13 protein-coding genes are annotated in these 13,637 nt (G+C 62.4%); 6 read left to right on the plus strand and 7 right to left on the minus strand.

Annotated elements, in window-relative coordinates; translation table 11 throughout:
• The first annotated feature begins 11 nt into the window (after window positions 1-11).
• On the plus strand, window positions 12-1,700 hold the full coding sequence (locus tag AB688_RS17035; protein ID WP_081255338.1) for a PAS domain-containing sensor histidine kinase: 1,689 nt from the start codon (window positions 12-14) through the stop codon (window positions 1,698-1,700).
• Window positions 1,701-1,703: 3 nt separating this feature from the next.
• On the opposite strand, the gene AB688_RS17040 is transcribed toward AB688_RS17035, so the two are convergent.
• The 4 genes from AB688_RS17040 to AB688_RS17055 all read right to left on the minus strand — a co-directional run bounded on the left by AB688_RS17040 (window position 1,704) and on the right by AB688_RS17055 (window position 5,777).
• Window positions 1,704-2,450, minus strand: coding sequence for an SDR family oxidoreductase (locus AB688_RS17040; RefSeq protein ID WP_063545240.1), 747 nt, complete (start codon window positions 2,448-2,450; stop codon window positions 1,704-1,706).
• Between the two features lie 93 nt (window positions 2,451-2,543).
• The gene (locus AB688_RS17045) at window positions 2,544-4,079 is read right to left on the minus strand and encodes a DHA2 family efflux MFS transporter permease subunit (RefSeq protein ID WP_054891541.1); all 1,536 of its coding nucleotides are present in this window, start codon (window positions 4,077-4,079) and stop codon (window positions 2,544-2,546) included.
• Window positions 4,076-5,272, minus strand: coding sequence for an HlyD family efflux transporter periplasmic adaptor subunit (locus AB688_RS17050; protein WP_063545241.1), 1,197 nt, complete (start codon window positions 5,270-5,272; stop codon window positions 4,076-4,078). Before AB688_RS17050 ends, AB688_RS17045 begins: the two co-directional genes overlap by 4 nt.
• Window positions 5,273-5,288: 16 nt before the next feature.
• Window positions 5,289-5,777, minus strand: a complete 489-nt coding sequence (locus AB688_RS17055) for a MarR family winged helix-turn-helix transcriptional regulator (RefSeq protein ID WP_054925628.1) — start codon at window positions 5,775-5,777, stop codon at window positions 5,289-5,291.
• 225 nt (window positions 5,778-6,002) lie between these two features.
• On the opposite strand from AB688_RS17055, the gene AB688_RS17060 reads away from it, so the two are divergent.
• On the plus strand, window positions 6,003-7,001 hold the full coding sequence (locus AB688_RS17060) for a FecR family protein (protein WP_063545242.1): 999 nt from the start codon (window positions 6,003-6,005) through the stop codon (window positions 6,999-7,001).
• Between the two features lie 108 nt (window positions 7,002-7,109).
• Here the strand turns inward: AB688_RS17060 and AB688_RS17065 are convergent, their stop codons facing one another.
• Complete coding sequence (locus AB688_RS17065) at window positions 7,110-8,447, minus strand: OprD family porin (RefSeq protein WP_063545243.1); 1,338 nt, start codon at window positions 8,445-8,447, stop codon at window positions 7,110-7,112.
• A gap of 224 nt (window positions 8,448-8,671) precedes the next feature.
• On the opposite strand from AB688_RS17065, the gene AB688_RS17070 reads away from it, so the two are divergent.
• A complete protein-coding gene (locus tag AB688_RS17070) occupies window positions 8,672-8,995 on the plus strand; it encodes a DUF2790 domain-containing protein (protein WP_063545244.1) in 324 nt (107 codons plus the stop codon).
• 15 nt (window positions 8,996-9,010) lie between these two features.
• On the opposite strand, the gene AB688_RS17075 is transcribed toward AB688_RS17070, so the two are convergent.
• Together AB688_RS17075 and AB688_RS17080 are read right to left on the minus strand one after the other, a co-directional pair.
• On the minus strand, window positions 9,011-10,171 hold the full coding sequence (locus AB688_RS17075; protein ID WP_054891547.1) for a GGDEF domain-containing protein: 1,161 nt from the start codon (window positions 10,169-10,171) through the stop codon (window positions 9,011-9,013).
• A gap of 81 nt (window positions 10,172-10,252) precedes the next feature.
• On the minus strand, window positions 10,253-11,137 hold the full coding sequence (locus AB688_RS17080) for a LysR substrate-binding domain-containing protein (RefSeq protein WP_063545245.1): 885 nt from the start codon (window positions 11,135-11,137) through the stop codon (window positions 10,253-10,255).
• Between the two features lie 104 nt (window positions 11,138-11,241).
• On the opposite strand from AB688_RS17080, the gene AB688_RS17085 reads away from it, so the two are divergent.
• From AB688_RS17085 to AB688_RS17095, 3 genes are all read left to right on the plus strand, one after another.
• On the plus strand, window positions 11,242-12,192 hold the full coding sequence (locus AB688_RS17085) for a DMT family transporter (protein WP_063545246.1): 951 nt from the start codon (window positions 11,242-11,244) through the stop codon (window positions 12,190-12,192).
• A gap of 142 nt (window positions 12,193-12,334) precedes the next feature.
• Complete coding sequence (locus AB688_RS17090; RefSeq protein ID WP_063545247.1) at window positions 12,335-12,763, plus strand: RDD family protein; 429 nt, start codon at window positions 12,335-12,337, stop codon at window positions 12,761-12,763.
• A 378-nt stretch (window positions 12,764-13,141) separates the two neighbouring features.
• The gene (locus AB688_RS17095; protein ID WP_081255254.1) at window positions 13,142-13,453 is read left to right on the plus strand and encodes a hypothetical protein; all 312 of its coding nucleotides are present in this window, start codon (window positions 13,142-13,144) and stop codon (window positions 13,451-13,453) included.
• Window positions 13,454-13,637 lie beyond the last annotated feature (184 nt).

The raw sequence follows: 13,637 nt of genomic DNA on the forward strand, positions 1-13,637 counted from the left end.
ACGAGCATGCGATGGACGACCCCACTCAACTGCGCCAACAGATCCTGGCCTTGCAGCAGCGCAACGGCGAGCTGGAAAACCGGCTGGCGCAGCAAGCCGAAGTATTGCCCTTGGACAACGTCCTGTTGCGCCGAGTGCACGAGCAACTCGAGCAGCGCTTCGACCAGACCCTGGCCGAACGCCGGCTGTTCATCGAGCTGGTCGATCACAGCCTGGCCAATGTCTTCGTCATCGCCCCGGACCTGCGCCTGCAAGCGATCAACCGCACCGGCCGGCAGACATTCCAACGCCTGCACGGTTTTTGCCTCAGAGTCGGCGATCGCCTGGACGAAGCGCTTGCCGGCCTGCCACAGCCGCTCCAATGCCTGCTACCACTGGTCAACCGAGCGCTGGCGGGTGAAACGGTGATCGAAAGCGTCGCCTTCGACGGGCCGCCCTATCGGCGCCACTACGAGCTGCGGATCACCCCGCTGCACAGCGACGAACGCCCGCCTTTCAGCGCCTGTCTGTTCGCCTACGACATCACCGAGCGCACCCTTGAGCAGGAGCGCCTGCGCGAAGCCGAGCAGGCACTGCGCCAGGCGCAGAAAATGGAAGCGGTCGGCCAACTCACCGGCGGCATCGCCCACGACTTCAATAACCTGCTCGGTGGCATCTTCGGTGCGCTGGAGCTTGCCAAGCCACGCCTGTGCGGGCCGCAGAACGATGAGGTGAGCCGGCTGTTCGGCATCATCGAGCAAAACGCGTCCAAGGCCGCGTCACTGGTGCAGCGCCTGCTGGCCTTCTCGCGCAGACAGACATTGCTGCCCCGCGCCACCGACATCCAGCAACTGGTCGGCGACATGCTGGCGCTGCTGCAGAGCTCGCTGCGCTCGGACATCGAGCTCATCGATCGCACAGCTTCACAGCTGTGGCCAACCTGCATCGACCCCTCGCAACTAGAAAGCGCGCTGCTCAACCTGTGCATCAATGCCCGCGATGCCATGCCCGACGGTGGCACCTTGGTGATTCATTGCGAAAACCTGGAAATGACCCCGGCGCAAGCCCAACGTCTGCGGCTCGCCCCGGGCCAATACCTGCACTTGCGAGTCGAGGACAACGGCCAAGGCATGCCAGCGGAGGTGGCGCAACGAGCCATCGAACCGTTCTACACCACCAAGCCGCTCGGGCAGGGCACTGGCTTGGGGTTGTCCATGGTGTACGGCTTCGTGCGGCAGTCTGGAGGGCAAATGCACCTCGACTCGATTCCGGGCAACGGCACCTGCGTTCACCTTTATTTGCCCAGGGCCGAAAACCTCCCGCCCCCCGAACCGCAGAGCCTGCCGGCCCCGCCCACTGCGCAGTCAATCCTGCTGATCGAGGACCAGGCGGCGATGAAGCTGGTCATCAGCGAGCTGCTGAGCGAGGCGGGCTACGACGTGCATGCCTTCGCCAGCATCGACCGGGCGCTTGCCGCCCTGCGCAAGGGGCTGCGCCCGGACCTGCTGGTCGGCAACATCGCCTTGTCCGACAGCCCCAAGGGTAGGCAACTGATCGAAATGAATGCGGCCCTGACACCTGGCTGCACAGCCTTGCTCATCAACGGCTACGCCACCCAGACGCTGGCAGACCACGGCGGGTTGCCAACAAATATCGAAATCATTTCCAGCCCGTTCGAGCTCAAAGCACTGCTCGAACGGGTGACACACATCCTGGGCTGAAGCTCAGCGCCCGCCACCCAGATCGATGAAGCTGCCGGTGGAATAGGATGCTTTCTCCGACAACAACCAGAGGATCGCCTCGGCCACTTCCTCCGGTTGCCCACCGCGGCCCATGGGCAGGCCAGGTTCGAGCTTGGTGACGCGCTGGGCATCACCGCTCAGGACGTGAAAGTCGGTATGGATATAACCGGGACGCACGCCGTTGACCCGCACACCCTCGCCCGCCACTTCCTTGGCAAGCCCAAGGGTGAAGGTGTCCAACGCGCCCTTGGAAGCGGCATAGTCGACGTACTCGTTGGGCGAGCCCAGGCGTGCGGCCACCGACGACACGTTGACGATCGCACCACCCTGCCCGCCATGGCGCCGCGACATGCGCAGCAAGGCATGTTTGGCACAGAGCATCGGGCCGACCACGTTGGTTTTCATCAGCTTGAGCAGGCGGAATTCGGACATCTCGTCGACCCGGCTCTGGGTCGCGATGGTCCCGGCATTATTGACCAGTGCGGTGACAGGGCCCAGCTCCTGGTCGATCCGCTGGAACACCTGGATCACTTCATCCTCGACGCTGGCATCGGCCCGCACGGCGATGGCCTGGGCGCCCAGCCCCCGAACCTCAGCAAGGATGCGTTCGGCAGCGTGATCGTCGGCGTGATAATTGATGCAGATGCGGTAGCCCTGTTGCGCCGCCAACCGCGCGGTCGCGGCACCGATACCGCGGCTGGCACCAGTGATGAGAATGACCTTGTCCATGAAACTGCCACTGTCGAAGGAATAGACCTACAAGGTTAGGGGAAAAGCCCCGATCGCGGCAACGGCTGCACGCAGCCGTGCCGCAAGTACACCTCAGTGCCCCGCCGAAGCGGGTCCGGCTTTGGCCGTGAAGGGCGGACGAGCGAGCCACACCAGCAGGATCAAGGCGCCAAACACCCAGGTCAGCAAGGTGAAGTAGTCCACCGTCGACATCATGTAAGCCTGGCTGTTGAGGATCTGCTCAAGCTGCGCATAGCTCTGCGGACTCGCCCCGCCGAGTTGCTCGAGGGTGTGACGCGTTGCCGGGTCGTACTGACTGATGTGCTCGCTCAGGTAGGCGTGGTGCTGGTCGGCCCGGCGGATCCAGATCCAGGTGGTCAGCGAGGCGGCGAAGCTGCCGCCGAGTGTACGCAGGAACGTGGCCAGCCCAGAGCCGTCGGCAATCTGATGCGGCGGCAGGTCCGAAAGCAGGATGGTCAGGGTCGGCATGAAGAACAGCGCGACTCCGATCCCCATGAACAGTTGCACCAGGGCGATGTGCAGGAAGTCGACCTCGCTGGTGAAACCCGCACGCATGTAGCAGCTTGCGCCAATGGCCAGGAAGGCGATCCCTGCCAGCAGGCGCAGGTCGAAGCGATGCGCATACTTGCCAACGAAGGGCGACATGATCACCGGCAGCAGGCCGATCGGCGCTACCGCAAGCCCCGCCCAGGTCGCCGTGTAGCCCATCTGCGTCTGCAGCCACTGGGGCAGGATCAGGTTGATGCCAAAGAAGCCCGCATACCCGCCCACCAACACCAGGGTGCCGATGCGGAAATTGCGGTGCACGAACAGCCGCAGGTTCACCACCGGGTGCCGATCGGTGAGTTCCCAGATCACGAAGATGGCCAGGAAGACCGCGGAAATCAGGCTACCCACCACGATGAACGAGGACTCGAACCAATCCAGGTCGTTACCCTTGTCGAGCACCACCTGCAAGGCGCCGACACCGACGATCAGCGTCAGCAGGCCGATGTAATCCATCGGCTGGCGACTGGTGGTCACCGGACGTGTGCGCATCTGCTGGCGCACAACGGCGGCAGCGAACAGACCGATCGGTACGTTGATGAAGAAAATCCACGGCCAGCTATAGCTGTCGGTGATCCAGCCGCCGAGGATGGGCCCGGCAATCGGGGCCACCACCGTAACCATTGCCAGCAACGCAAGAGCCATCCCCCGTTTGGCGGGAGGGTAGACCGCAATCAGCAAGGTCTGGGTCATCGGATACAAGGGGCCTGCGACCACGCCCTGGAGCACGCGAAAGCCCACGAGCTCGGGCATCGACTGGGCAATACCACAGAGGAACGACGCCAGCACGAACAGCAAGGTGGCCCAGATGAACAGTTTCACCTCGCCAAAGCGGCGGCTCAGCCACCCCGTCAGCGGCAGGGCAATGGCATTGCTTACCGCAAAGGAGGTGATGACCCAGGTGCCCTGCTCGTAGCTCACCCCCAGATTGCCGGAAATGGTTGGCAACGCCACGTTGGCGATGGTGGTGTCGAGCACCTGCATGAAGGTCGCCAGCGACAACCCAATGGTGGTCAGCAGCAGGCTCGGCGGGGTGAACTGGGCGGATGCGCCGTTGCTCATCGCTGCGCCGTCTTGCCACTGGCGGCGCTGTTGTCATGGATCAGCTGGGCGATCAGACGATCGGCCTCGGCCAACTGACGGTCATACACCTGGGTGGTATAGCTGGCCTGTTGCGGCGGCTGTTGGGCCAGCGCCGGGCCACTCTGGTCGTGCAGGTCGACCTCGACCACGGTGGACAGGCCGATGCGCAGCGGATGGTCCTTGAGCTGCTCGGGGTTCAGGTGCACCCGCACCGGCACACGCTGGACGATCTTGATCCAGTTGCCCGTGGCGTTCTGCGCGGGCAGCAGGGCGAAGGCACTGCCAGTGCCGGCGCCCAGGCTGTCGACCGTCCCGCTGTACTTGACTTCGCTACCGTACAGGTCGGCGGTGATCTCCACTGGCTGACCGATACGCATGTCACGCAGTTGGGTTTCCTTGAAGTTGGCGTCGATCCATACCTGGTCGAGGGGAATCACCGCCATGGTCGCGGTGCCCGGCTGCAGGCGTTGCCCCAATTGCACGGTGCGCTTGGCGACGTAGCCGGTCACCGGCGCCACCAACGTCGTGCGAGCGTTGTCCAGGTAAGCCTGACGCAGGTCGGAGGCCGCGGCCATCACGTCCGGGTGCGACGACACCACGGTGTCGTCGATCAGCGCAGTGCTGGTGTTGAGTTGCTGGCGGGCGTTGTCCAGGGCGCTCTGCGCGGCGGTCAGGTCGTCGCGTGAGTGCGACAGCTCTTCAGCGGCGATCGCCCCGCTGTCAGCCAGGACCTTGCGCCGGGCGTAGTTCTCGCGAGCCTTCTTCAGTTCGGCCTGGCGCGTCTGCATCTGGGCCTTGAGTGCATCGACGTTACTGTACAAGCCGCGCACCTGGCGCACCGTGCGCGCCAGCTTGGCCTCGCTGGCCTGCAGCGCGACCTCGCTGTCACTGGGGTCAAAGCGCAACAGCACCTGGCCGGCATGCACCAGGTCGCCATCGTCGGCGCCGATGCTGGTGACGGTACCCGTCACCAGTGGGGTGATCTCCACCACATTACCGTTGACGTAGGCATCGTCGGTGCTTTCGTGCCAGCGCCCGACCAAGCTGTACCAGGCCCAGCCGGCGGCGCCGGCCAATATCAATACCAGCAGCAGGGCCAGCAGCCAGGTCTTGCGCTTGCGCGTGGCGTCGGGCACTTCGGCGGGAGTGGGTGCATCCGAGGGTGTGGCCATGAGAAGTACCTTTGAATCAAGTCGGATCAGGGGTGCGATCGCCGAAACGGGCAATCGTCAACGGGTCGCTGGCGGCCAAGAGAATCTTTGCCAGCAGCGTCTCGAGGATTTTGAGCTCGTCGGGTTCGAGCGAACCGACCAGCTCGTTCATCGCCATTGCCCCGATCTCCGGCAGACGGTCAGCCAGACGTTGACCGTCGTCGGTCAGCGCCAGCCGCACCTGACGACGGTCGTCGGGGCAGCGGTTGCGCAGGATCAGGCCCTTCTGCTCGAGGCGATCGAGCATGCGCGTCATCGAACCGCTGTCCAGCCCCAGGCAGCGGCACAGTTCGGCCGGGGTATCTACCTGGTACTGGGTCACGATGATCAGCACCTTGAACTGCGCAGCGGTAACGCCATCAGCTTCCAGGTGCCAGTCGAGAATGCGGTCCTTCAATAACGAGGCGCGGCCGAGCAACATGCCAATGGCGCAGGTCTGGAAGTTTTCCGGGGTGAAATGGGCCATCGGCATCGCTCAGAAAAGATGTTAGAAAATATTACTGCCTAGGCAGTTAATGTCAAAGCTTTTATTAGCAGGCTATCTAAGTCGTTGTTCCCTCAGTCCTCTTGGTGCCCCCATGCCTCAGCGCCGGAAAACCGACAAAAAAATCGCAACTGATAGTCATTCGCCATTATCTTGGTTCTCGCAGGGCCCTTCTGGCAGGTAGAATGCGCAAAACCGGGAGCCGCAATGAACCAAGACCGCCTCACCCCCCTCGACGACGATGCCATCACCGATGCCGCTGCGCACTGGTGCATGCGCGTGCACGCCGAGGACTGCTCGGCCGCCGAGCGTGAGGCGTTTGCCCAGTGGCTGGCCGCCGACACCCGGCATGCCGAGGAATACCAGGCGATGCAGGAGATCTGGCATACCGCCGACATGCTGCCGCGTGTCACCCACGTGACCGAACTGCCTGTGGCCAGGTCCCACCAGCGCAACTGGCGACGACTGGCCTCAGCCGCGGTGATCACCCTGCTCGCCCTGCCCCTGGCCGGCTGGGTTGGCTGGGAGCAAGGCTGGTTGCCCAATCGCTACCAGCACTTCGACAGCGACCAGCAGGTGCGTACGGTGCAACTGCACGACGGCAGCCAGGTCGAGCTCAACTTGAACAGCGAGCTGCGCTACCTCAACTACAAGGACCGGCGCCAGGTCGACCTGATCAAGGGCGAAGCTTTCTTCAAGGTTACCCACGACAGCGAGCACCCTTTCATCGTGCGCGCCGGTCACGGCCAGACGCGGGTCACCGGCACGCAATTCAACGTGTGGAAGTACGAAGATCAGGTCAAGGTGACCCTGGTGGAAGGCTCAGTGCTGGTTTCCAGCAACAGTGGCGAAGGCGGCTACCGCCTCGGCCCCGGCATGCAGGCCAGCTACAGCATCGGTGACTTCGAACCGCAACTGGCCCAGAGCGACGACTATGCCAATAGCCTGGCCTGGCGCAGCGGTCGCCTGGTACTCGACAACCTCAGCCTGTCCCAGGCATTGCCGGTGATCAACCGCTACCTGGACAAACCCCTGTTGCTGGCCGACAACACTGTCGGCAACATCCGCATCAGCGGCATCTACGACACCCGCGACGTCAACCGCCTGGTGAACAACCTGCCCAAGGTCCTGCCGATCTACCTGACCCGCAACGACAACGGCAGCACGGTCATCAACCGCATCCTGCCGTCCTCCGACAAGGGGTGATGTGCGCTGCCAAATGGCAGCCACAAAAAAGGCGCCTCAATCGAGGCGCCAAGACATTCACCTGCAACCAAAGGAGCGCAAGGCTTCTGAAGGTGAATGGGCTCAAGCTCAAAGGATCGACAACGGATACTCGACGATCACTCGCACCTCATCCAGGTCGGACTCGAACGCCGTCGCCCGGGTGGTCGCCTGGCGTACGCGCAGCGAAAGGTCCTTGGCCGCGCCGGTCTGCACTACGTACTTGACCTCGATGTCGCGCTCCCAGCGCTTCTGGTCGGTCAGCGGATCGCCATTGCCATCGCGACGCATGTAGTAGGCGTTGGCGTTCGAGTAATCCGCGTCACTGCCGCGTCCGTAACGGGTCATGAACGACAGCCCGGGGACGCCATACCCGGCCATGTTCAGGTCATAGCGCAGCATCCACGAGCGCTCCTTGGGCGAGTTGAAGTCGCTGTACTGGATGGAGTTGTCGAGAAAGATCGAGTCGGACTGGCGCAGGTAATCGAAATCGTCGTCGCCATTGTTGCGTTGGTGGGTCAAGGCGACGGTGTGGGCGCCGTAACGCACACCGAGCTTGGCGCTCCAGATGTCGTTGTCGAAGGTGCCCAGGCGTTTACGCCCTTCGTCCTTGGCGTTGTAGACGTTGAAGCCACCGATCAGCGCCAGCTCTTCGCTCAATGGCCAGGTAACGCTGGTACCGGCGTAGTACTGGTTCCACACATCCTTCAGGCGACTGCCGAACAGACTGACGCTGACATGTTCGTTGATGGCATAGTCGCCGCCGCCATAGGCGATCCATGGCGAGTCCACCGGCCCGCCATAGAAGGTCGCGAAAGACTCGCGCATGTCGCTGGACATCGGCTGGCTCATCGCATGCAGGCGCCCGGCCTGCAAGTTCAGGCCCGCCAGGCTGGTGTTCTCGACGGTCACGCCGCGAAAGCTCTCCGGCAGCAGGCGTGAATCGCCCGCCGCGACCACCGGGTTGGCCGGAAACACATCGCCCACCCGCAGCACCGTGTCGAACACCCGCACCTTGGCCGCGCCGCCGAGCTTGCTGTATTCGTCACGCGCCTGGCCGTCGCGATCCACCGGCAGTACATCGAACGAGCTGCGTCCACCGTTGCGCCCACCTCCGGTGTCGAGCTTGAGCCCGAGCATGGCGAAGGCATCGACCCCTACCCCCACGGTGCCCTGGGTAAAGCCGGACTCGAAGCGGGTGATGACAGCATGCGCCCAGGCTTCGGAATAGCCATTGTCGGGCGCCTTGGCTCTGTTATAGGTCGGTGCCACCGCGTCGCGGTTGTCACGGTTGAAGTAGTAGTTGCGGTTCAGCACGCTCAGGCGGCTGCCCTCAATGAACCCTTCTTTCGTAGCGTCCTCGGCCCACGCCGAAGGACCGGCCAGCGCCACCAGCGCGGCCAGGGAAAGTCCCGGACGATATCTCATGCGATGCTCCTTCGATAACGGCTGTTGTTCTTGTCAGGCCGTTTCGCAGGTGCGTTCGCGGCCAGCATCGATGCTCGCCGCAGGTGGATAACGGGAAGGTGATCGGCACATTACAATGGCGTCATGCGTGCGCACCTTTCACAACTGTAAGGCTGTCGTCATGCCCTTGTTGGCTGCTGCTCGCTAGCGTGATCCGGAAACCACAGCCCTTCCGGAGACACCCCATGAAACGACTGAGCACAGCGATCGCCCTGCTCCTGCTGGCCTTCGGCGTCCAGGCCACCGGCCTTTCCGGTCAACGCAGCGAGCAGTTGCTGCAGGTCCACCAGCAAGCCGTGGCCGCCTACGCCATCAAGCGCGACAAGCCCATGCCGGAGATCGTCGACTACCGCTATGGCATGCCACTGGATGTGGCGCGGCTGGTGCGCCAGTCGGGCGACCCGCGCACGTGCGAGGTGGTACCGCGCCTGATGACCTTCGAGGACAGCCAGGGCACCCTGCGCACCGTGCGTTATTCGGTGCAGTCCGAATGCATCAACAACAAGTGAAAACCCGATGCCGGCTCAATCGCCCGTCAAGGTCAGGTCCACCAGGCGCATGCTGTCGCGTCCACTGCGCTTGGACTGATACAGCGCGGCATCGCTCTGCTCGATCAGTGCCGTGAGGCTGGCCGGCGGCTGATCGAACAGGTTGGCACCGATGCTCAGGGTCACCGCCATCGGGGTGACGAAGGATTGTGCGGCGATGTCCTGGAAGCGCTCACGAAGTATCGTGCCCAGCACCTCGACTTCGTCGCGGCGCGCATTACCCAGCAGAATGACGAACTCATCACCCCCCAGTCGCGCTGCCAGGGCATTGGCCGGCAGCAGGCCACGAATGGTTTCGCTCAGTGCCACCAGCAGCCGGTCACCTGCGGTATGGCCGTAAAGGTCGTTGACCAGCTTGAAGTTATCGATATCGATCAACAGCACGGCGCCAGGGCGCTCGTGGCTTGTCGCCCGCAGCAACACCGGCGCACGCACTTCCAGGGCGCGGCGGTTGAACAGCGCCGTGAGCGGATCACGCGCGGCCAGAAGCGCGATGCGCTCCTCACGCCGGTAGCGCTCGGTGCCGGTCATCGACAGGGCGATCAGCATGATCGCCATCGCCCCTTCGATCAGCGAAATCTGGATGATTTCACCGCGAAAAGCCGCGAGGTCGATCAAGGTTCCCGGAATCACCACGGTCAGGGCCTTGATCACGTAGAACAGCCCGTGGATCAGCATCACGTAGCGCAGTTGCACCGCCCCCACACTCAGCGACACACCGTGCGGACGCAGCAGGAAACTGGCACGTAGCGACACCAGGGCCACCAGCAGCGAATTGACCACCAGCATGATCTTCGACCACGACGGCCCTTCCGGCAGCAGCAGCAGGCTCACCCACAGCAGCACGACCAGCAGCCAGCCCCGTGACAATCGCACCTCGGTGAAACGGGCAACGCCCAGCAGGAAGCAGAAATGCGCGAACACCAGCATCCCATTGGCGAACCAGATACCAATCAGCAGAAAACCGTTCATGCGCAGCAGCGCGAGGGTAGAACCAACGGTGATGGTGGCGAAACCGGCACTCCAGTAGAGCAACGACGACTCGCGCACACTGCGCCATTCGATCGCCAGGTATAGCGCAGCTGCTGCCGCAAGGGCGACGGTCAGGGCCAGGAGGGTTGGGGGGTCGAGCGTCATTGACCGGCGTGCCTGTCTTGGAGGGCAAAAGCGGTGATTGTAAGCGCTCCGGCCAGGATTGCAGAGTGCCACCTCATCGGATTACTGCCCGGAAAGGAAGGTGACCAGTTGCCTGGCGTGGGAACTGAGGCCTTCCCAACTGCGAAAGCAGATGCGCAGCTCCAGAGTCGCCCAACGCTCCTCCAGTGCCACCCTGCGCACCGCGAGCTCCTGCTCGGCGCGCACGGCCGCGATCTCCGGGACAATCGCCAGCCCGGCGCGCTGGGCCACCAACTGGGCGATGGCCTCGAAGCTGGGCGCGCGCACACGAATCTTCAGCGGCATGGCGAGGTTCATCGCCAGCTCCTCGACAAAGCGCTGCATGGCGCGCTCTGCCGGCAGGCAGACGAAGGCATGATCCAGGGCATCGACCAGACGCAGTTGCTCACGCGTCGCCAGTTCATGATCGGCAGGCACCAGCAGCACCAGACGCTCGGTGCGAAACGGCAGCGACACCAGCCCATCGTTGACCAGGTTGCCGTCGAACACGCCGATCTCGCACTCCCCAGCCAGCACCACCCGCAATACATCGACGCTCTTGTGCTCGACCAGCAGCAGGTCGACCTCGGGGTAGTCGGCCAGGAACGGCCCCAGTACCGCCGGCAGCAAGGTGCTGTTGGTGACCGTCGAGGCCGCCAGGTGCAGGTTGATTCGACGCTGGCCGGCCAGCTCCTTGAGCGTGTCCTGCAGTTTCTGCGCCTCGCCCAGCACTCCACGGGCCGACTCCAGTACCAGTCGTCCAGAAGGGGTCAACTGCATACCGTCAGCCCTGCGGGTGAACAACATCAGACCGCTGCGCTCCTCGAACAGGCGCAAGCGCGTGCTTGCCGCCGACACTGCCACTGGAAAACTGGCCGCGGCCTTGCTCAGGCTGCCAGTCGCAGCGATGGCAGCCAGCAGACGCAAGTCCTGAAGATCGAAGTGCATGGGGGTTTCTCCAAAAGCGAACGCCATGTTCCAGAAAAAGCGATTCTAGCTTTCGAGCCTTCTATTCAGAATAAGCCTCTGACTTATTTTGTTGCGGATTCAGCATGAACAGCCTGCGTACCTCACTTGAGCGACACCTGCAAAGCGGAAGCCTCTATGCCGTCCTGGCCGCCCTTGGCTTCAGCTTCAAGGCGATCTTCGTCAAACTCGCCTACGCCGCGGGGCCTGTGGATGCAGTCACCTTGCTGGCGTTGCGCATGGGCCTGTCGCTGCCGCTGTTCGCCTGGTTGGTGTGGGCCAGTCGTGGCTCGGCGAGTACCCCGCTGACCCTGGGTGACGGGTTTCGCGTGGCTGTGCTCGGACTGCTGGGCTACTACCTGTCGAGCCTGTTCGATTTCTACGGTTTGCAGTTCATCAGCGCGGGGCTGGAACGCCTGATTCTGTTCACCTACCCGACCCTGGTGCTGATCTTCCAGGCCATCGCCCTGCGTGAGCGCCCTACCCCGCGCACCCTGGTGGCGATGGGGTTGTGCTACCTGGGGCTGGGGATCGCCTTCGTGCATGACCTGGGCACCGCCGGCGGAGGGCACGCAGTGCTGGTGGGGTCGCTGTGGGTGTTCGCCAGCGCCGTCACCTACGCGCTGTATTACTCCGGTACCGGAATGATGCTCAAGCGTATGGGCTCGATGCGCATGGCCGGGCTGTGTGGTTCGGCCTCGTCGCTGATGGTGCTGGCGCACTACCTGTTGGTGGCGGATGTCACCCAGTTGGCGCAATTGCCCGCTGCGGTGTGGGCCAACGCGGCGATGATGGCGCTGTTTTCCACGGTACTGCCGATCTACTGGGTGGCCCTGGCGATCCAGCGCCTTGGCCCGACACACACTGCGGCGGTCGGCAACCTCGGGCCGGTGCTGACCATGCTGGCGTCCTGGGCCATCCTCAGCGAGGCGATCTCGGGCTACCAGATTGCCGGGCTGGTCCTGGTGTTGCTGGGGGTATCGCGGCTCAAGCCGGCGAAACCCAAGGTGGCCGAGGCGCAGAAGGCTGTCGCCTGAGCCGGGTGATGGCGATTGCTTTACCGGCTAGATACAGTAGAGCCCTCAGGGCAAGGGAGCCCGTGAATAAGCCAAGATAAACCAAGCCCGGCCAAGCACTGAGCCCTTCTCGCATGACAAATACCACAGCACGGAGCACCTGATGGAAGTCTCAAGAACGTCCCTTCTAATGAAACGCATAGGGGCGTACATCATCGATTACGGAACAATCGTCCTCCTCGGCCTGTGGCTTGCTAATCAAGAGACCCTATTGTTCGCAGGGCTTGAACTGGTCTTCGTCTATCTATTCCTATATCCCCTGTGCGAGTGGCTTTTCAAAGGTAGAACACCAGGAAAGTACGTCTTTGGACTGGCCGTCATCAACAGAGCAGGCGGGCCACCAACGCTTGTTCAAGCTCTGATCCGAGGGTTCATGAGACACATTGACGTACCTCTGGGGATCATAACGATCTTCATCTATACGCAGTCCGCACGGTGCCAGCGGATCGGTGACATGCTGTCTAGAACCTATGTCATACCGTCCAAGGATCTAGCCCAGCTACGTGCGACGATACAGGCACCAAGCCTCTGAACAGCAGGTAACCCCAAGCCCGGCCAAGCGCCGGGCTTCTTTTGCACGCAAGGACCAATGGATGCCAACAAGCGCTCAGGGACGAGTTGCCCTACTACGCCAGGATGCTGGTGTCAGAAGGATACCGAAGTAGGAAAGCTCGGACAGGTCGAAAGTGATGATGGAGAGTATGGCCTTCCCATGGATCACTCTGAACTTGAAATTGTGGGGTATTACGAGTATTGGTGGCGGCTTCAAAAAGTAAGGAAGCTCAATTCAATGTCTTGCATGAAATGCATCTGCCTTGGCGCTCTCGCAGTCGCAACTCTCTCGGGATGCGTTACCGCGCCCACTTGGGTTAACAGGGGCCCAGTGGATCTAGACGCCTGGAACGGTCAGATGAATTGCTATACCGATGCCAATATCATCGACGGCAAACGGGTGGAAGGTACGATCTGCGCCACTGATGAGTCTGGTTTCTTCGGAGGCGGCGAGCCGGAGGTCTTTTTCGGGCCTTGGAATCGCAAATTCATGAAAGAGTATGCGAGCGCAACGACTTCTGGTGTCACTAAGGATTGGGAGGGCAAAAAGGTGCTCTTGCAATGCGCCCCCACGCTCGCGAATGATAACAAAACAGTCACGAAGCGCTTTTGCAAAGTCACAGTAAACGATCAGTTGCTGGTTAGCGCGACCGTCAAGTACGTGCAGTAAAAACTAGGCCTCTCGGGCCTGACCACACTCAGCCCGGCCGGAGAGGCTCGCTTGATCGCCTCCCAGTCGGGTTGCTTTGTAGTCATTGGAACATTCTGAACCTCGAAATCGTGGCCGGTAGCCGGTATTGGTAAGGATGCTAGGTTGATGGGCGCTGGACGCCCTCCGCTGGTGTGGGAGCCGG

This window comes from Pseudomonas putida (assembly GCF_001636055.1).
Lineage (GTDB): Bacteria > Pseudomonadota > Gammaproteobacteria > Pseudomonadales > Pseudomonadaceae > Aquipseudomonas > Aquipseudomonas machongensis.

Excerpts from the sequence above, each read along its gene's own strand:
- AB688_RS17060 (WP_063545242.1), top strand. The coding sequence starts at position 6,003 with ATGAACCAAGACCGCCTCACCCCCCTCGACGACGATGCCATCACCGAT.
- AB688_RS17040 (WP_063545240.1), bottom strand. The coding sequence starts at position 2,450 with ATGGACAAGGTCATTCTCATCACTGGTGCCAGCCGCGGTATCGGTGCC.
- AB688_RS17050 (WP_063545241.1), bottom strand. The coding sequence starts at position 5,272 with ATGGCCACACCCTCGGATGCACCCACTCCCGCCGAAGTGCCCGACGCC.
- AB688_RS17080 (WP_063545245.1), bottom strand. The coding sequence starts at position 11,137 with ATGCACTTCGATCTTCAGGACTTGCGTCTGCTGGCTGCCATCGCTGCG.
- AB688_RS17055 (WP_054925628.1), bottom strand. The coding sequence starts at position 5,777 with ATGGCCCATTTCACCCCGGAAAACTTCCAGACCTGCGCCATTGGCATG.
- AB688_RS17090 (WP_063545247.1), top strand. The coding sequence starts at position 12,335 with ATGGAAGTCTCAAGAACGTCCCTTCTAATGAAACGCATAGGGGCGTAC.
- AB688_RS17035 (WP_081255338.1), top strand. The coding sequence starts at position 12 with ATGGACGACCCCACTCAACTGCGCCAACAGATCCTGGCCTTGCAGCAG.
- AB688_RS17075 (WP_054891547.1), bottom strand. The coding sequence starts at position 10,171 with ATGACGCTCGACCCCCCAACCCTCCTGGCCCTGACCGTCGCCCTTGCG.
- AB688_RS17065 (WP_063545243.1), bottom strand. The coding sequence starts at position 8,447 with ATGAGATATCGTCCGGGACTTTCCCTGGCCGCGCTGGTGGCGCTGGCC.
- AB688_RS17085 (WP_063545246.1), top strand. The coding sequence starts at position 11,242 with ATGAACAGCCTGCGTACCTCACTTGAGCGACACCTGCAAAGCGGAAGC.
- AB688_RS17070 (WP_063545244.1), top strand. The coding sequence starts at position 8,672 with ATGAAACGACTGAGCACAGCGATCGCCCTGCTCCTGCTGGCCTTCGGC.
- AB688_RS17095 (WP_081255254.1), top strand. The coding sequence starts at position 13,142 with ATGAATTGCTATACCGATGCCAATATCATCGACGGCAAACGGGTGGAA.
- AB688_RS17045 (WP_054891541.1), bottom strand. The coding sequence starts at position 4,079 with ATGAGCAACGGCGCATCCGCCCAGTTCACCCCGCCGAGCCTGCTGCTG.